The sequence below is a fragment of the Microbacterium schleiferi genome, assembly GCF_015565955.1.
Taxonomy (GTDB): domain Bacteria; phylum Actinomycetota; class Actinomycetes; order Actinomycetales; family Microbacteriaceae; genus Microbacterium; species Microbacterium schleiferi_A.
The window spans coordinates 3,205,748-3,220,997 of record NZ_CP064760.1 but is presented as its reverse complement, the minus strand read 5'-3'; the positions used below and the strand labels follow the sequence as shown (position 1 = coordinate 3,220,997).

Here is a 15,250-nt window from a genome sequence, read left to right as displayed (position 1 = left end):
GATCCTACTCTTACGACCGTAAGTTACGCAAAGATGTCACAGTGAGCCGACGAGGGACCCTGACAAGGGAACGCGTGATCGCCGCGGCGGCTGCCGTCGCCGACCGGTCCGGTCTCGCTGGTGTCTCGATGCGCAGCGTGGGCGGCGAGCTCGGAGTCGAGGGCATGTCGCTCTATCACCACGTATCGAGCAAAGACGCTCTCCTCGACGCGCTCGCCGAATGGGCCATCGCCAAGATCGATCTTCCTCCGCCAGATGCGCCATGGCGAGAGGCAATGGAAACGCGCGCTCGATCCGCCCGCGCCGTATTCGTCGCACACCCGTGGTCGATCGCGATGATCGAATCACGGCCTGCGCCGAGCGCGGCCCTGCTGACTCATCACGACAGGGTCCTCGGATGGCTCTTCGCCGCCGGCTTCACCGCTCCACTGGCGACGCTCGCTTTTTCAACCGTGGACGCCTTCGTTTACGGCTTTGCGCTCAGTGAGACCAATCTCCCGTTCCAGCCCAACCCGGGCGCAGAAGCTGACTTCGCGGCAACCGTCTCACCCGACCCGGGCGCCTACCCGAACCTCTCACGGTCGCTGACCGAACTGCTGAGCAGCGGCGACTACACCTATCCGAGCGAATTCGACAACGGCCTCACCCTCATCCTCGACGCCATCCAGGCTCAGCTCGACGCCACCCGAGTCGCATAGGACCGCCGGAGAGGGGCCGTCAGGGATCGTTTCAGTTGTGGGCACGGCGTGGGCACGGAATTCGTCTCGCCTCGGTCACCCACTCGACTGCCGCGTCGCGCCCGTTCACATGCAGTGTTCTGTTTGCGCGATCCTCACGCGCCTGATTGGACCGGCGCACCGTGTCCGGCCTTCCGACGACATCATGTCTGGCCATCTCGCCTCCGAGGGTGTCCCTCGCGCATTCGCCGAGCGGACGCACCTGATCAGCGGCCCACCCCTGAATGGGGGTGATGACGTCGCTGCACTCCCTCGATGATGAGCGAGCAGGCAATGAGTTGGAGATTGTCAGCGACCAGTGTCGACCACGAAGGAGTCACTTGATGTCAGACGCAGGTATTCGGCCCGAAGTTGCCGCTGTTATCGACCGCATTGATGACATGCGTGCGGCGCTTGCGGCTGGAGGTAGGGCCGGCGAGGACTTGCGGCGGATCCCCGACGAGATGTTCTCTGCCGTCGCGAAGACCGGCGCATTCAGCGTTTCCGCCCCGACCAAGTTCGGCGGTCTTGCGGCAAACACGCGGGAGTGCAACGCCGTGGCGCGGGCGATCGGACGGGGCGACGGCGGCACGGCATGGGTTTGCGGAATCTTGGACTCGGGCGCCTGGGTTCTGAGCCTCATGAGCGAGCAGGCGCAGCAGGATGTCTGGGGCGGGGAGGGCGGTGTGGATTCCTTCATATCGATCGTTCTCGCGACGACATCCGACACGGAGCAGGTGCCCGGCGGGCTCAAAGTCACCGGCCGATGGGCGTACGGGACCGGGAGCCGTCACGCAGGTTGGTCGCTGCTCGGCATCCCTCTGAAGAATGACGCGGGGGAAGTGGTCGATGCTGGCCTCGCGCTGATCCCGACCACTGACCTGACGTTGGAGGACAACTGGTTCGTCGCTGGGATGAAGTCAACCGGCAGCGTCATCCAAGTAGCCGAGAACGTCTTCGTCCCAGACCATCGCATCTTGCCGCTCACTGCCGCCGTCGACGGCCAACACCTTGGCGACAATCCCGAACAGACCTACCAGACGGTGTTCGTTCCGTCGCTGTTCATGAAGCTGGTTGGACCCCAGCTTGGGATGGGCCGCGCGGCACTCGATTTTGTGATCGCGAAGGCGGACACGAAGGCCATCGCCTACACCGGCTATGAGAAGCAATCAGACTCCGCCTCCTTCCAGGTACAGATCGCGAAGGCCGCGCTCCAGTTGGACGCAGCCGAACGGGTGGCGGAGGAGGTGGCGGATCAGATCTACGATGCCGCCGAGCGAGGCTACTATGCGCCGTATGCCGAGCGGATCGAGATGCGCGCGAAGGCCGGGTGGGTGGTCGAGACCATCACCACCATGATCCACGAACTGATGACCGCGCACGGGTCTGCGGGCTTCGCTGAAGCGTCCGTTCTCCAGCGCATATGGCGGGATCAGGCAACGGCGAGTCGCCATGGACACACCCTCGGGATGAGTGGGTACGAAGCATACGGAAAGGTGCTGTGCGGACGCGAAGAGGAAGCACGATTCGTGCTTCCGATCGTCTAATCGGCGCGCGGACCCAGCGAGAAGGACAATCGATGTCCCGAGAACGAGCCGATCAGAACATCTCCGCGGAGGAGTTCACCTACGCCTTTCGCCACCACCCCGCCGGGGTTGCAATTGTCACCGCCGACGCAGGTGACGGACCGGTAGCGATGACCGTCAGTTCGGTAGCCTCCGTCTCGATCGATCCGCCAACGCTGGTCTTCTCCGCCTCGGCGCGCTCGTCGAGCACCCCCACCATCGCGCGCGCCGAGACCCTGATCGTGCACATGCTGGCGTCGGACCAGGTTCAGCTTGCCAAACTGGGCGCTCGCAGCGGAGCTGAGCGCTTTGGTGAAGACATCGAATGGGACAGGCTCCCATCGGGGGAACCATACTACCCGCGAGCCAACTCGTGGATACGGGGACGAGTCGCGGACCGGTTCGAAGTGAGGGACGCCACGCTCGTCGTCGTAGAAGCCATCGGGGCAAGTCCACGTAGGGCGGACGGACCGTGCCAGGAGCCGAACCCGCTCGTGTACCACAACCGAAAATGGTTCGTGCTCGACAGAAAGTCGATGCTGCCCGAATCGCTGGTTCCGTTCTACGTCGTATATGGCCGTGGAGACTAGGCGATCCGCGCTACCCAAGATCGAGCCCATTCGACCGCATCCAAAGGAGAAATGAATGGCGAACGGAAGAATTGCGCATACGAGAGCGCCCGTCGTACCTGGCATCTCGGACAGTGTCCGAGTAACCGCAGGTGACCTTCTCTTCATCTCCGGCCAGGTCGGATTCGAAGCGGACGGTTCGGTCCCCAGCGATTTCGTTCGCGCCATCGAGCTCACCTATGCAGAACTCGAGCGCGCACTCGCGGCAGGCGGAGCGACCTACGAAGACCTCGTTCGCGTGAACGTCTACATCACACAGCTCGATCAAGACAAGCTCGCCATGTGGCGCCGGACTCGAAACGCAATTGTGCAAGTGGCCGAGCCCTCAGCGAGCACCGTCATCGGTGTGCACTCGTTGTACAACGGAGCAACAATCGAGATCGACGCGATCGCGGCGGTCTAGCCATAGGTGCGCACTGCCGAATCTCACCCAACAGCAAACTCACCCGCCGCCGGGGTATCCGGCGAACACAAGCCCTGCTATTCAGGGGAAAACCTGCTAGCATCGGTTGTCATGATTTGCCGACTCGCGCAAATGAAGGAGACACAATGACAGTGCACCCTGATGCCAGAAGGTTCCTCGACATCGTCGCAGGCTCACCGCCGGCGGACACTCAGACAGTTGAACAGAACCGCGCCGACCTCAGCAACGCGCTCCCACTCACAGGTGCGACAACGGAACTTCCATATGTCGAGGACACGACGATTGCCGGCGTTCCCGTGCGGCTGTACAGCGCTACCCCTGTGGAGCATGACGCGCCAGCCGTGATCTACTTCCATGGCGGAGGCTGGGTTATCGGCGATCTCGAAATCGCAGATACGACCGCACGCGACCTGGCGAAGTACTCAGGTGCCCTCGTAGTCAGCGTTGACTACCGAAAGGCGCCGGAGGCGCCATTCCCCGCCGCGATTCAGGATGCTCTCGCGGTAACTGAGGCCGTGCTTCGTGGAGACTCTGCGCTGCCGATAGACGTCTCGCGCGTCGCCGTCGCGGGAGACAGCGCCGGCGGCACTCTCGCAGCAGTCACTGCGCAGCAGCTTCGAGGGCACCAACCCGCGCTCGTGCACCAGGCGCTGATCTACCCCACGACCGAGCTATCGACTGACCTCACCGGAAGCTTCGAGGAGTTCGCGGAAGGTTACTACCTCACGGTCCGCGATATCGAGTACTGCTACTCGACATACGCAGGCGAAAACCGGCGCGATGTGTTGGCGTCGCCGGGCTTGAACCCAGATCTGAGCAACCTCCCCGACGCGACAGTGATCACAGGGGGGTGTGACCCGTTGCGGGACCAGGCCGAGGCCTACGCACAGGCAATGGCGGAGGCAGGCAACACGGTAACTTCAGTCCGATTCAACGGGTTGGTTCACCCCTTCTTCTACTTGGCGGGAGTCATCGATGGCGCCAACAGCGCGCGCCGATTCGTCGGTGTGCAGCTTCAGGCCGCGCTCATGGCCTCCCTCGTGAAGACGGGATGAACAAGCCGCGGGTCGGTGGCAATGTCGGAGTTCGAAAGGCGCTACCGCGCAAGCCGCAGGGAGCCGATCAGCACGACGGTGCGAGCACGCCCTGATCGCGCCAGGATGAAGGAGCGAACCCCCAGCGTCGGCGATCGCTGGGGGTTCGCTCTTGTTGCACCGGGCCGGCGTGGGCCGGGCCAGCAGGTGGTCCAGTCCCTCCGCCGTGGCGAGATGCACCGAAGTAGTCCGCTTAGGGGAGTTCGCCGATTGCCCGGGCGAGCGCGACGGCTTGCGTGCGATTGTGCGCGGACAGTCTGTGCATGATCGACCGCAGATAGCTCTTGACCGTCTCTGCCTCGATTCCGAGGCGGTCCGCGATCTCCTTGTTCGTGTAGCCCACCGCAACGAGGGAGAGCACGTCGATCTCACGGGGAGACAACACGCGTGAGCGATGGACTGCCTGCCCGCCTGACAGACCGTGCGAGATTCGCGCGAGGCGAACGCGTAGATCGCGGTCATCGGTTTCGCGGGCAAGAGCACGCAGTTCCGCATAAGCGGCGCTGACCGCCGCCCGGTCGGGATCGGCCGGTGAGGAACGCGCCGCTTCCGTGATCGTCGCAGCCTCAAGAGTGCGTAGTTGCCGGGCGACCTCGTCGGCGACGGCGATATCGAACTCGACCCTGCGAGCGATCTCGCGCACTCCACGCAAGACGGACGAGCCCAGTTCCGCTGGCACACGGAGTGCCCCGTACAGCATTGCCCGCACCGTTCCGTTGACGACAACGGGCACTACGACGATGGATCGCAAGCGCTCAGCAGCGACGGCGTGGTCGTACTCGTGGGTGATGCTGGGTTCCGATAGGTAGTCGGCGACGGCCGCGATCTTCGCCCCGCGCAGCGCTTTGCCTCCAAGTCCGTGCCCGGCACGAATCACGAGCCCGTTGAGCGCGCGACTCGCGTTTCCCACAGACTCGTTGATCACCATCCGTGTGCCGTTCGCGGAGACCTCGCCCCCGAAGGCGATAGGCAATCCGGTCTCGCGCCGCATCGACGCGAGGGATGACGATAGGACGGATTCCACTCTGAATACTCCCGTTCTCTACTGCGGTCAACTGTCACAGTTTTGAGATCGGTAATCCACCCCTGTATGGGGGTGATGAGGTCGCGAGAGTCCGTCGATGATGTGCGAATGAGCAATGAAGCACTCATCTCTTACGCGTCCGGCACCGGCACCTCACCTTTGCTCGGGCAGACGATCGGGGTACCCCTGTGCGTCAGGATGGGGTGAGACACCAGCACTGCTGACCTTCGCACTGCACGGGGCGAGAACGGACCAATACTGAGATGACGATGACGGTTGCTGACGTCGGCACCGATGATGGGGCTATGGCTCCTCGTGCTGACCGGCCCAAGAGGCGGACGTTCACCGCCGAGTTCAAAGCGGCGATCCTGGCCGAGTACGACGCCGCGGACCGCTCTGGGCGTGGGGAGATCCTGCGCCGGGAGGGCCTGTACACCTCCCACATCATCGAGTGGCGCAAGGCCGCGGCCGCCGGCTCGCTGTCCGGGCTGGGCAGCAAGCCGCGGGACCGGCGCGAGCGGGAGCTGCAGGCGCTACGGGCCCGGGCGGAGAAGGCCGAGGCCGAGCTGGCCAAGACCAGGGCGGCGCTGGACCTGATGGGAAAAGCACACGCGCTCTTGGAGACGCTCTCCGAGAGCGCGGACAAGCCGCCGCGGTCGCCGCGGTGATCAACCCGGCCGTCGACGGGCTGGCCGAGCACGTCGGCACCGCGGCTGCGTGCGCGCTGCTGGGTCGCTCCCGCGCCAGTCACTACCGGGCCAAGAACCCGCCACCGCCACGTCCACGGACACCGCGGCCGGCACCGGCGAACAAGCTGTCCGCCGCCGAGCGGGCCCACGTGCTGGCCGTGTTGACCAGCCAGCGGTTCGCGGACAAGTCGGTCGCCCAGGTCTGGGCCACGCTGCTGGACGAGGGCACCTACCTGTGCTCGATGTCCACGATGCACCGGATCCTGCGCGAGCACGACATGGCCGGGGAACGGCGCCGGCAGGCGAGCCACCCGCCCCGGACCCGGCCCGAGCTCGTCGCGACGGCGCCGGGGCAGGTGTGGAGTTGGGACATCACAAAGCTCAAGGGGCCGGAGCGGGGCGTGTACTACGACCTGTACGTCGTGCTCGACATCTTCTCCAGGTTCGTCGTGGGCTGGACCATCGCGGCCCGCGAGGACGCCGAGATCGCCAAGAACCTGCTCGAGCACGCCATGGGCATCCATGGCGTGCCGGAGGCGATCCACGCCGACCGCGGGACCTCGATGACCTCCAAACCGGTCGCTCAGCTGCTCGTCGACCTCGGGGTGGCCAGGTCGCACTCCCGCCCGCACGTGTCGAACGACAACCCTTACAGCGAGGCGGCGTTCAAGACGCTGAAGTACGCCCCGGTCTTCCCCGAGCGCTTCGGGTCCCTGGCCGACGCCGGCGCGTTCGCCGAGCAGTTCTTCGCCTACTACAACCACGAGCACCGCCACTGCGGGATCGGGCTGCACACCCCCGCCAGCGTCCACTTCGGCACCGCCGGGCAGGTCCGCGCCCAGCGCCAGGCCACCCTGGACGCGGCCTACGCCGCCCGTCCCGAGCGCTTCGGCCACCGCCGACCCCAGGCGCCCAAGCTGCCCGAGGCCGCCTGGATCAACCAGCCCTCACAGGAGGCCCTCATACAGACCGCCTGACGGAATCTGTCTCACCCGCCTTGACACTTTCCGCTTCGATTACAGCCCGATCACGGAGCGACCGACGATTTCGTGGCCGAATGGGGCCCGAGTGGCGTTCTATGTCGGGCTGAACATCGAGCACTATCAGATCGACAAGCCCTCCACGAGCATCTTCGGCGGTACCGCGATGCTGCAGCCGGATCCACTCAATTACGGCTGGCGCGATTACGGTCCGCGGGTAGGCCTGTGGCGGATGATCGAGAGCCTCGACCGACATGGAGTGCCCGCAAGTGTGCTTCTCAACTCCGACGTTTGTCGGCACTACCCCCAGATTCTCGAGGCAGGCCGGCAACGCGGCTGGGCGTGGCTCGCGCATGGCCGCGACAATTCCACCTTCCAAGCTGGAATGGGTGCTGACACGGAGCGCGCCTACCTTCAAGACGTGACGGATACAATCGCCTCCGCCACCGGAGTACGGCCGCGGGGCTGGCTTGGCCCGGCGCTCACAGAGACGTTCGAGACGCCGCGGATCCTTCGGGAGCTGGGGTATGACTACGTCCTGGACTGGACGAACGACGATCAGCCGTATCCGCTGAACGTCGACGGGATGTTCAGCGTTCCCTACACGATAGAACTCAACGATGTGACGATGTTCGTGAGTAAGAGCTATACCGGCCCGCAGTTCCTGGAAGCGGTGATCGACCAGTTCGATCAGCTCTATTCAGACTCCGAGCACTCGGGTCGCGTCATGTCGCTGCCGTTGCACCCGTTCATCGTCGGCCAGCCGTTCCGCCACCGCTACCTTGATCGGGCCCTCGAGCACATCACGTCTCACGATGGTGTCTGGGTGACGACGAGCGATGCCATCGCGGCGCACTATCAGTCGACGGGGAACAGGAGAGCCGATTCGTGACGAATACGGAGCTGATCGATGAGTACGCACGGCTGCGCGACGAGTTCAAGGCCAAGGGATTGGGCGGCCGGATCGGCTACGGCGAGAAGCCGGCGCTGCTGATCGTCGACTTGATCACCGGATTCACGGACAGCCGTTCGCCCCTGTCAGGCGAACTGGAGTCACAGCTGGCCGCCACCAATGCCTTACTCGTCCCCGCCCGTGAACTCGAGATCCCCATCTTCTTCTCGACGGTCGCGTACGACACCGAATTGCAGGAGGCGGGGCTCTGGATCAAGAAGATCCCGTCCAACCACCTGTTGGTGGAGGGCAGCGAATGGGTGGAGGTCGACAGCAGGCTGGGCCAGCTGCCCCACGAGATGACCCTGGTGAAGAAGTACGCATCCTGCTTCTTCGGAACTGATCTCGCCGCACGCTTGATCTCACGGGGTGTCGACACCATCATCATCGTCGGCTGCACCACCAGTGGGTGCGTGCGCGCCTCGGCGGTTGACGCCTGCTCCTACGGCTTCCACACCATCGTCGTCGAAGAGGCAGTCGGCGACCGGGCAGCCCTTCCGCACCTGGCCAGCCTCTTTGACATCGACGCGAAGTACGGCGATGTCGTCAGCCTCGACGACGCACGTGCTTACCTGCGGGGCTTGCGCAACAGAACGATTGACTGCAGTAACGCCGTGGGGCCAACTTCCTCTGTGCGGAATATTGAACCGGCGTGCAGGCCGAGATCCCGCAGATGCTGGCGCAGGGCGGCGGATCCATCATCAACACCGCCTCGTCCCTCGGGCAGGTCGCCATCGCCCACCAGTCCGCCTACGTCACGTCGAAGCACGGCGTCATCGGCCTCACCCGAGCCGCCGCGGTGGAGTACTCCGACAAAGGCATCCGCGTGAACGCAGTGCTGCCCGGGGTGATCCAGACGCCAATGATAGACGCGCTGGAGGAGACCTACCCCGGCTTCAAGGACGCGCTGCTGACGAAGCACCCGATCGGCCGACTCGGCACGCCGCACGACATCGCCGAGATGGTCGCGTGGCTCGGTTCCGACGCGGCCGCCTTCGCGACCGGCGCGCAGTTCGCCGTCGACGGCGGGTACCTCGCGATTTAGACGAGGTGGCCACGACGGACGGGAGGCACGGTGTCAGCTGACACCGTGCCTCACGTCCGTCACCGGTCGCGCCGCGACCCGCGTGTCAGCCGTTCTTCGCGGCCAGTCGGTCCGTCTCGCTGTCGTTCCGCCACCCGGCGGTCGCGCCGCCGTCGACGCTGTAGTTCTGTCCGGTCACCCAAGAGGACTCGTCGGAGGCCAGGTAGAGCGGCATGTACGCGATGTCCTCGCCCGTGCCGGGGCGTTGAATGAGCGCGTTGCCGACCTGCCAGGCCTTGCCCTCCGCATCCACCGCCTTGTCCGTCGCCGGGGTGCTGACGAAGCCAGGCGAGATCGAGTTCGCGCGGACGCCGTAGCGGGCGCCCTCCGCAGCGAGCGACTTCGTCATCGCGATGACGCCGCCCTTCGCGGTGGTGTGCGCGACCTGGCGAGCGGCTCGATCCCGCGACCTTCGCGATCGACGGAAAGCAACTCGAGATCGATCTCGAGTTCGAGGCCTGGGCCAAGAGCGCGCGCCGCATCGGCGCAGCCACCCGGCGTCCGGCGAGGACGTCGCGGGGCGGACGGGCCGATCTCAACACGGTGCGTGAATGGGCCAGTCAGAACGGACACCAGGTCAGCGATCGCGGCAGGGTTCCCGCGTCCATCCTCGAGGCGTACGACGCGGCGCACTGACGCGGTCACTCCTGGGCTGAGCCGCGCGCTGCGCGCCAGTGCTCCGTGACGGGATAACCGGAGCGCACGTGCGCGCGCACGTGGACCTCCCCCGAAGGGGATCCGCTGCCGCCCGGCTCCGGCGGCGGAGGGTTCTGTGTCCAGCCTGAGCCAGGGACCCAGACCGTCCCCGGTTGCACGGGCGCGTCGGCGAGCGCGGGATCGATCAGCTGACGCGCGAGAGCCACGGCCTCACCCAGATCGGTGATCCCGCCGGCTGAGGGCGTGCCGGCCGCGAGCACCCGGTAGGGACCGTCCCAACCGTCCGGGACCGTGAACGTAGTGAACGAGTCGAGCTTTGACAGTGCACGCTTCGCGTCGATGGCCATCTGCAGCTCGCGCAGGTCGACGCGCTGCGTGCGTGCAATGGTGACGATGTCCACCAGGTCTTTCGCGCGGCTGCTGGGGCGGCCGTTGTAGGTGCTCATCGTCGCAGTGACCTTCTCCGCGACCTGATCGGAGATCGGGAACAGCCGGTAGGGGTGCGACGGGACCGGCCGCCCCAGCTGCAGCCGCGTCGACGGCTCGATCGTCTCGACGCGGCCGACCGGGGAGGGCCGACGACCACGTCGATGGGGATGTCGGAGATCCTCCGGCCGGTGTTCGCGTCCAGACATGTGAACACCAGGCGCCGGGTCGCGACACCCGGCTGGTTCTCTCCTCGCCCGGTCGCACGGGCACGGGTGAGCTGGAACCGCACATGGTCGCCGAGATCACGCGCGGCTGCCTGCTCGAGCGCCTGCTGCGCGGCATCCAGATCGGCGGCGCCGGTCGAGGCCAGATCCAGGTCTTTCGTCGACCGTGACTTCGGCACCCGGGCGAGCATCGCCGTGCCGCCCTTGAGCAGCCACTCGGACTCTTCCCCCTCCGCAAAGACCCGGCTGAGGAAACGATCGTGCTGTGCCTGCACGATCTGCGCATTCACATCCAGCGCGCTCGCGCCGTCACCGGCTGCCTTCGTCGCGGCCGCCTTGATCGCCTGCGCAAGCCCCGTCCAGTCTTTGTAGCCGTCGGGCTCAGGCATCGGCCGGCACCACCGCGTCGACGCCCGCAAGAGCGAGCAGATCAGCCGCGAGCGCGGCACCCGAGGGGTACTTGTTGGGCTTGGCCAGCGGCTCCAGATACTCGGTCAGGCGGGCGGGGGAGAGCAGCTTTCCCGCGTCCGCGGCGTCGGCGAGCGCATCGGCGACGAGGGAGCGGTCGACCCACTGCTCGATCAGGTCGGCGATCGTGCGCTCGACGCTCATGGTCGGCATCCCGTCGACGGAGACCACCTCGGTGGGCGCGAGCTCGCGGGTGCGGAGCCGCACCCCGTCCAGGCGGGTACCGCGGCGGGTGGGAACGACGAACTCGAGTGGCCCGGGGAACCAGTCGCCGATGCCATGCAGCTGCGCGGCCGTCTGGCCTGCGGCGACGACGGGCGGGACGCCGGTGTCTGTGCGGGGACGGTCGGCGCCGCCGAGGGCGAGCCAGGTCGCGAGGATCGCCTCCTGCTCGTGCTCTGGCGCGCCGGCGAGGCGGTAGACGCCGCGCGCGACGCGGATGAGCGCGCCGCTGTTGGCGAGGCGCGTCAGGGTCGGGCGCGCCACGCCAGCCTCGAGCGCCTGGGCGGTGGTCACCAGGCCCCAACGCTGTGACGCGAGCTCGCCCAGACGAGCGAAAGTTGATCCTGCCATGCGCACAGTGTAGCGAGAAACCGCAACAAACGTTGTAGCTCGTTCAGATTGTCGACTTCGAGCCTCTGGGGCCACCCCTTAGCAGTGAGGGGGTTCCAAACCCTCGGGAACGGGTTATATTCGGGAATATAACCATCTGTGAGGAGGAGAAGATGCGGACCCACACCTGCCCGCCGGACCACAAGCACGGGCTGACCTCCACCTGCTACGTCGTCCACCTCTGCGGGTGCCGCGCCTGCATGGACGGCAACGCGCGCCGCCGCCGCGACCGCTACCGTCTCCTGGCCTACGGGCGATACCAGGACGCGCACCAACCCATCGAGCCGATCCGGCAGCACCTGCAGGCACTGGTCGACACCGGGATGATCCCCGAACGGATCGCCATCAGCGCCGGCGTCGGCGGCGCCACGGTCCGTCGCCTGCTCAACAGCGAGACGGCACGGTTCGTCACCGGCGCCACCGCCCGCAAACTCCTCGCAGTCACCCCCGACAGCAGCACTCTCGCCGCGCAGGGCCGAGTCAACGGCCGCGGCACCCGCCGGCGCCTCCAGGCTCTGGCCGCGATCGGATGGAACCACCACGAGATCGCACGCCGACTCGGCTACCCGCGCTGGAAGGTCAACAAGGCACTCGAAGGCGCCTACGTGGACATCCGTGTCCACGACGACATCGCCGCGCTCTACGACGAGCTCTGGGACCAGCAGCCCCCACCCACACCCGAGCGCAGCGGGTCGGCCGCTCCTACGCACTCACGGTCGCACGCCGGCACGGCTGGCTGCCGCCGCTGGCCTGGGACGACATCGACACCGACCCGGCACCGCCCACAGCCGGGCAGGAACCCCTGCTCGACGAGATCGCGATCGAGCTCGCTCTCGCCGGCCAGAACGTCCGCCTCACCCGAGACGAGCGCCTCGAAGCCACCCGACGCGGGACCGAACGCGGACTCAGCCTCACCCAGCTCAGCGACCTGCTCGGCGTCGACGTCCGCACCATCGACCGCGACCGTGACGACCTCGGACTCCGGCAGGCCGCCTGATGAGCAAGACGCTCGACATCCTCGAAGCCGCCCTGCACGGCACCACCGCCGGCTACCTGGCCGGATGCCGCAGCAAGGGAGGATGCCCGAACCACGGCAACCGCCAGCTGCTCACCTGCACCGAAGCGGCCCGCGCCCGCCGCCACTACTTCTCGCTCGCCTCGCTCGAGGAGACCGAGCCGATCACCCGGCAGATGCTCCGCGACGCCAAGAACAGCCCCTTCGCACCGAAAGAAGCCGCAGATGTCTGACCAGCCGAACACCTTCACCATCGACTCCACCAAAGAGGGAGAGTGGCTGCGGGTCGTCCGCGCGCTCGGCGGCCATCGCTGGGCCCTGTCGCTGCGCTTCAACCCCCTCCCGCTGACTCAGCGAGGCGCCCGGCACACCCGGCCAACGCGGCAGCCCACACCCCACGCGGCAGCAGGCCACGGGCCGAACGCGAGACTGCACCTGCCCAGCTGCGCGATCTCCCCCAGCTCGGCAACGGCCGCGGCGCCCACCTCAAGCAGATCCCCCACCTGGGCCGAACCGAGGAGCACTGATGACCGACATCGCCGTGCGCCTCCAGGAAGCCATGACCATCCAGACCGGCACACCCGTCACCGTCCGATGGAGCTTCCGCGAGTTCGCGCTCAACTGCACCCGCCGCGACGGCCGCCCCCTCACCCAACGGATGCACAGGCTCTTCCAGACGCTGCTCAACCGTGAAGCGCTCCGCGAGCTCACTCCAGGAGAAGACCCAACGATGGGATCCCGCGCAACCCTCATCGAGATCATCGACGACCTCGCCGTCAGCGCCGACCACCAAGGCGCCCGCGCGGCCGCGCTCGCCGAGGTCCTCCTCAGTGCCGGCATGTTCCACCTCGGCGACCAGCTCCGCCGCCAGAGCCACGCACTCTCAGAGCTCGACGCCGACGACGAAACCCTCGAGGTCATCGACGAGGCACGCACCCAGATCGCCCGAACCATACTGCTGCTCGACCAAGCCGACACCGCACAGGCAAAGGAGCGCAGATGAACCGACGCACCCGCCGCGCCAGCACAGCCCTCGCCGCGGTCGCAGCTCTCGCGCTCGGCTTCGGCGCCCACCAGCTGGGCATCACCTCCTGGATCGACACATGGACGCGCCCGCAGGCACCCGCCCCGGACCCGACCTACGACTACACCGCGCTCGCCGCAGTCGCGCAGGAGCTGCCGCTGATCGATCCCACCGAGGAGATTCCCGAGTATCGCCGCGCCACGTTCGGCGAGCGCTGGATCGACATCGAGGGAAACGGCTGCGATCAGCGAGACGATCTCCTCGCCGTCCAGCTGCAGGACGTCGTCCGTGACGGTTGCACGGTGCTCTCCGGCGTGCTCGACCCCGATCCGTACACGGGCACACGCATTGAGTTCGAGCACGACCGGATCGCCGCCCCTGGAGCCCCGGGAAGCTCCGGCGTCCAGATCGACCACATCGTCAGCCTTTCGGCGGCGCACGCCGGGGGCGCGTGGGCGTGGACCGAGCAGCAGCGCATTCAGTTCGCCAACTCGTTCGACAACATCGTCGCCGTCGATGGCAACACGAATGCGGCCAAGAACGACCACGGGCCAGCCCTGTGGCTGCCATCGAACGCCGACTACGTGTGCACCTACGTCGCCCGCTACACGGAGATCGTCGACACCTGGCACCTCGCGGTCGACGAAGCCGACCGCGGTGCGCTCGTGGACACGCTCTCAACCTGCGCTGCCCAGCAAGCCAGCGACGAGAGCGGGAGCATGTCGTGAAGCCGCTACGAACCCGCGTGGGATCTCGCCGCGCGCGCCTGACGCTTGGCCGCGCGAGCGCGGTCTACGACCTCGTTCGCATCCGTCGTGTCGACACCGAGGGTGCGCCTGATCACCTCGAGCTCGGCGTCGGTCCAGCGGGTGCGCCCTCGCATCCGCTCACCGAACGTGACGACGTTCAAGCCGAGCAGGTCGATCAGAGCCGCCTGCGTGGGAACCTCGGGCGCCCCCGCCCCGTCCGCGATCGCCGCCCGCAACCGCTCCGCGAAAGCCGCATCGCGCGCCAGTCCCGGCATCAGTCGCGGCCGGCGGCCGCGCTGCGAGGGCGCCCTGCGCGCGCGCTCCTGCGCGAATGCGTCGATCGCGGCCTCGTCGTAGAGCGGGGAGTTGCCTTCTATGGCAACCGGCTCGGGGAGCAGAGGACCCTCCTGGCCGGCTCTGCGCAGCTTGTTGCTGATGGAGCGCATCTTGTAGACCGCGACGACGGACACGCCGAGCTTCTCGGCGACGTCCGCCGTGGTGAGGTGCCGTCCGGTCATCAGCGCTCCTCTCAGCTGGATGAATATAACCACTTTCGCGGTTACGGCGCGCCGCGGCAACCAGACCCAACTTGGTTGGGGATGCTGGGGCGCATGGCTAACAAGGACGCGGACGCCATCCGTGAGGAGCTCCGTCGCATCGGCCAGCAGCTCGCGCAAGCGGACGAGCTGCGCGAACGCCGCGGCAAAGTCGTCGACGAGGCGCGCGCGGCCGAGCTGACCCAGCGAGAGATCGCCCTCCTGCTGGGGATGACCGAGGAAGGGCTGCGGAAGGCGCAGAAGTCCTACCACGGACGCGGGCGCTCTTACGGCGGCCGCCTCGCGTCCTAGCGACCCCGCCAGACCTTCATGGAGCGCCCGTCGACTGCGAAATCTGATTGCAATTTTCAAGTACTCT

Annotated in this window: 20 protein-coding genes and 1 pseudogene; 15 read left to right on the top strand and 6 right to left on the bottom strand. The window is 66.6% G+C overall.

Annotated features, from left to right (window positions below):
* The first annotated feature begins 41 nt into the window (after positions 1–41).
* The 5 genes from IT882_RS15745 (at position 42) to IT882_RS15725 (ending at position 4,389) form a co-directional block, all read left to right on the top strand.
* Positions 42–698, top strand: a complete 657-nt coding sequence (locus IT882_RS15745) for a TetR/AcrR family transcriptional regulator C-terminal domain-containing protein (RefSeq protein ID WP_195692603.1) — start codon at positions 42–44, stop codon at positions 696–698.
* A 362-nt stretch (positions 699–1,060) separates the two neighbouring features.
* Positions 1,061–2,263: an acyl-CoA dehydrogenase family protein gene (locus IT882_RS15740; protein ID WP_195692602.1), complete on the top strand. Its 1,203-nt coding sequence runs from the start codon at positions 1,061–1,063 to the stop codon at positions 2,261–2,263.
* Positions 2,264–2,295: 32 nt separating this feature from the next.
* The gene (locus IT882_RS15735) at positions 2,296–2,871 is read left to right on the top strand and encodes a flavin reductase family protein (RefSeq protein WP_228179300.1); all 576 of its coding nucleotides are present in this window, start codon (positions 2,296–2,298) and stop codon (positions 2,869–2,871) included.
* A gap of 55 nt (positions 2,872–2,926) precedes the next feature.
* On the top strand, positions 2,927–3,313 hold the full coding sequence (locus IT882_RS15730; protein WP_195692601.1) for a RidA family protein: 387 nt from the start codon (positions 2,927–2,929) through the stop codon (positions 3,311–3,313).
* Positions 3,314–3,459: 146 nt separating this feature from the next.
* The gene (locus IT882_RS15725; protein WP_195692600.1) at positions 3,460–4,389 is read left to right on the top strand and encodes an alpha/beta hydrolase; all 930 of its coding nucleotides are present in this window, start codon (positions 3,460–3,462) and stop codon (positions 4,387–4,389) included.
* Positions 4,390–4,621: 232 nt separating this feature from the next.
* Here IT882_RS15725 and IT882_RS15720 read toward each other — a convergent pair whose 3' ends face one another.
* Positions 4,622–5,452, bottom strand: coding sequence for a helix-turn-helix transcriptional regulator (locus tag IT882_RS15720; protein ID WP_195692599.1), 831 nt, complete (start codon positions 5,450–5,452; stop codon positions 4,622–4,624).
* A 269-nt stretch (positions 5,453–5,721) separates the two neighbouring features.
* On the opposite strand from IT882_RS15720, the gene IT882_RS15710 reads away from it, so the two are divergent.
* The 4 genes and pseudogenes from IT882_RS15710 (at position 5,722) to IT882_RS15695 (ending at position 9,118) form a co-directional block, all read left to right on the top strand.
* Positions 5,722–7,118 (top strand): IS3 family transposase gene (locus IT882_RS15710; RefSeq protein ID WP_370428832.1). Its coding sequence is split into 2 segments (ribosomal slippage): positions 5,722–6,058 and positions 6,058–7,118, totalling 1,398 coding nucleotides; the frame shifts between segments, so codons are not numbered across the junction.
* A gap of 91 nt (positions 7,119–7,209) precedes the next feature.
* The gene (locus IT882_RS15705; protein ID WP_203225534.1) at positions 7,210–8,013 is read left to right on the top strand and encodes a polysaccharide deacetylase family protein; all 804 of its coding nucleotides are present in this window, start codon (positions 7,210–7,212) and stop codon (positions 8,011–8,013) included.
* Positions 8,010–8,570 (top strand): annotated as a pseudogene (locus tag IT882_RS15700) (isochorismatase family protein); the annotation flags it as partial. The gene IT882_RS15705 and the pseudogene IT882_RS15700, both read left to right, overlap by 4 nt.
* A 155-nt stretch (positions 8,571–8,725) precedes the next feature.
* Entirely contained in the window at positions 8,726–9,118 is a 393-nt protein-coding gene (locus IT882_RS15695) for an SDR family oxidoreductase (protein WP_005050794.1), read from the top strand.
* A gap of 85 nt (positions 9,119–9,203) precedes the next feature.
* Here IT882_RS15695 and IT882_RS15690 read toward each other — a convergent pair whose 3' ends face one another.
* Positions 9,204–9,647, bottom strand: a complete 444-nt coding sequence (locus IT882_RS15690; RefSeq protein WP_082157159.1) for an SDR family NAD(P)-dependent oxidoreductase — start codon at positions 9,645–9,647, stop codon at positions 9,204–9,206.
* Here IT882_RS15690 and IT882_RS15685 point away from each other — a divergent pair.
* Complete coding sequence (locus tag IT882_RS15685; RefSeq protein ID WP_082157160.1) at positions 9,575–9,793, top strand: Lsr2 dimerization domain-containing protein; 219 nt, start codon at positions 9,575–9,577, stop codon at positions 9,791–9,793. The genes IT882_RS15690 and IT882_RS15685 overlap by 73 nt on opposite strands.
* Positions 9,794–9,798: 5 nt before the next feature.
* Here the strand turns inward: IT882_RS15685 and IT882_RS17000 are convergent, their stop codons facing one another.
* From IT882_RS17000 to IT882_RS15670, 3 genes are read right to left on the bottom strand one after another with little or no spacing between them, the layout of a single operon-like run.
* Positions 9,799–10,296, bottom strand: a complete 498-nt coding sequence (locus IT882_RS17000; RefSeq protein ID WP_324253952.1) for a nucleotidyl transferase AbiEii/AbiGii toxin family protein — start codon at positions 10,294–10,296, stop codon at positions 9,799–9,801.
* Positions 10,257–10,856: a nucleotidyl transferase AbiEii/AbiGii toxin family protein gene (locus IT882_RS16995; protein WP_195692598.1), complete on the bottom strand. Its 600-nt coding sequence runs from the start codon at positions 10,854–10,856 to the stop codon at positions 10,257–10,259. Before IT882_RS16995 ends, IT882_RS17000 begins: the two co-directional genes overlap by 40 nt.
* Positions 10,849–11,508, bottom strand: a complete 660-nt coding sequence (locus IT882_RS15670) for a type IV toxin-antitoxin system AbiEi family antitoxin domain-containing protein (protein WP_005050774.1) — start codon at positions 11,506–11,508, stop codon at positions 10,849–10,851. Before IT882_RS15670 ends, IT882_RS16995 begins: the two co-directional genes overlap by 8 nt.
* Positions 11,509–12,076: 568 nt before the next feature.
* Here IT882_RS15670 and IT882_RS15665 point away from each other — a divergent pair.
* The 4 genes from IT882_RS15665 to IT882_RS15650 all read left to right on the top strand — a co-directional run bounded on the left by IT882_RS15665 (position 12,077) and on the right by IT882_RS15650 (position 14,314).
* Positions 12,077–12,544 (top strand): hypothetical protein, encoded by a 468-nt coding sequence (locus tag IT882_RS15665; RefSeq protein WP_195692597.1) that lies wholly within the window; start codon positions 12,077–12,079, stop codon positions 12,542–12,544.
* Positions 12,544–12,795 carry a hypothetical protein gene (locus IT882_RS15660; RefSeq protein WP_005050769.1) on the top strand — a complete coding sequence of 84 codons (252 nt, stop codon included), beginning with the start codon at positions 12,544–12,546 and terminating at the stop codon, positions 12,793–12,795. The genes IT882_RS15665 and IT882_RS15660 overlap by 1 nt, the downstream gene beginning before the upstream one ends.
* 293 nt (positions 12,796–13,088) lie before the next feature.
* On the top strand, positions 13,089–13,565 hold the full coding sequence (locus IT882_RS15655; RefSeq protein ID WP_005050765.1) for a hypothetical protein: 477 nt from the start codon (positions 13,089–13,091) through the stop codon (positions 13,563–13,565).
* Complete coding sequence (locus IT882_RS15650) at positions 13,562–14,314, top strand: HNH endonuclease family protein (RefSeq protein WP_005050763.1); 753 nt, start codon at positions 13,562–13,564, stop codon at positions 14,312–14,314. The genes IT882_RS15655 and IT882_RS15650 overlap by 4 nt, the downstream gene beginning before the upstream one ends.
* A gap of 5 nt (positions 14,315–14,319) precedes the next feature.
* Here the strand turns inward: IT882_RS15650 and IT882_RS15645 are convergent, their stop codons facing one another.
* Positions 14,320–14,853 carry a helix-turn-helix transcriptional regulator gene (locus tag IT882_RS15645; RefSeq protein ID WP_005050761.1) on the bottom strand — a complete coding sequence of 178 codons (534 nt, stop codon included), beginning with the start codon at positions 14,851–14,853 and terminating at the stop codon, positions 14,320–14,322.
* A gap of 93 nt (positions 14,854–14,946) precedes the next feature.
* On the opposite strand from IT882_RS15645, the gene IT882_RS15640 reads away from it, so the two are divergent.
* Complete coding sequence (locus IT882_RS15640) at positions 14,947–15,183, top strand: hypothetical protein (protein WP_043340519.1); 237 nt, start codon at positions 14,947–14,949, stop codon at positions 15,181–15,183.
* Positions 15,184–15,250 lie beyond the last annotated feature (67 nt).

Bases quoted from the DNA above. Each gene is read 5' to 3' on its own strand.
- IT882_RS15740 (WP_195692602.1), top strand. From the start codon at position 1,061: ATGTCAGACGCAGGTATTCGGCCCGAAGTTGCCGCTGTTATCGACCGC.
- IT882_RS15735 (WP_228179300.1), top strand. From the start codon at position 2,296: ATGTCCCGAGAACGAGCCGATCAGAACATCTCCGCGGAGGAGTTCACC.
- IT882_RS15730 (WP_195692601.1), top strand. From the start codon at position 2,927: ATGGCGAACGGAAGAATTGCGCATACGAGAGCGCCCGTCGTACCTGGC.
- IT882_RS15725 (WP_195692600.1), top strand. From the start codon at position 3,460: ATGACAGTGCACCCTGATGCCAGAAGGTTCCTCGACATCGTCGCAGGC.
- IT882_RS16995 (WP_195692598.1), bottom strand. From the start codon at position 10,856: ATGCCTGAGCCCGACGGCTACAAAGACTGGACGGGGCTTGCGCAGGCG.
- IT882_RS15670 (WP_005050774.1), bottom strand. From the start codon at position 11,508: ATGGCAGGATCAACTTTCGCTCGTCTGGGCGAGCTCGCGTCACAGCGT.
- IT882_RS15665 (WP_195692597.1), top strand. From the start codon at position 12,077: ATGGAACCACCACGAGATCGCACGCCGACTCGGCTACCCGCGCTGGAA.
- IT882_RS15660 (WP_005050769.1), top strand. From the start codon at position 12,544: ATGAGCAAGACGCTCGACATCCTCGAAGCCGCCCTGCACGGCACCACC.
- IT882_RS15655 (WP_005050765.1), top strand. From the start codon at position 13,089: ATGACCGACATCGCCGTGCGCCTCCAGGAAGCCATGACCATCCAGACC.
- IT882_RS15650 (WP_005050763.1), top strand. From the start codon at position 13,562: ATGAACCGACGCACCCGCCGCGCCAGCACAGCCCTCGCCGCGGTCGCA.
- IT882_RS15645 (WP_005050761.1), bottom strand. From the start codon at position 14,853: ATGACCGGACGGCACCTCACCACGGCGGACGTCGCCGAGAAGCTCGGC.
- IT882_RS15640 (WP_043340519.1), top strand. From the start codon at position 14,947: ATGGCTAACAAGGACGCGGACGCCATCCGTGAGGAGCTCCGTCGCATC.